Consider the following 280-nt stretch of genomic DNA (forward strand, 5'->3'; position numbering starts at 1 on the left):
GTGTGGAAGTTCACGCCCGGCTACCAGGTGGGCACCTCGTTCACCCGCGCCAGCCGCGCCAGCCGCGCCCCGTCGGCCGAAGAGCTGTACGCCCGGGGCCTGCACATGGCCACCAGCACGTACGAGCGCGGCAACGCCGACCTGAAGTCCGAGATCTCGCAAAACATCGACGTCAGCCTCAAGAAAACCAGCGGCGAAACCACCTTCGGCGTCAGCGTTTTCCGCAACCGCATCAGCAACTACATCTACGGCCGTACGCTCGATGAAGTGGATGGCCTGC

Annotated in this window: 1 protein-coding gene; it reads left to right on the forward strand. The window is 64.6% G+C overall.

What is annotated here, in order from left to right:
- A partial coding sequence (locus ACTHS8_RS10850) for a TonB-dependent receptor (RefSeq protein ID WP_440373713.1) occupies window positions 1-280 on the forward strand: 280 nt, incomplete at both ends.

Source organism: Neisseria sp. P0016.S008 (assembly GCF_051957775.1).
GTDB classification, from domain to species: Bacteria; Pseudomonadota; Gammaproteobacteria; order Burkholderiales; family Neisseriaceae; genus Neisseria; species Neisseria flavescens_B.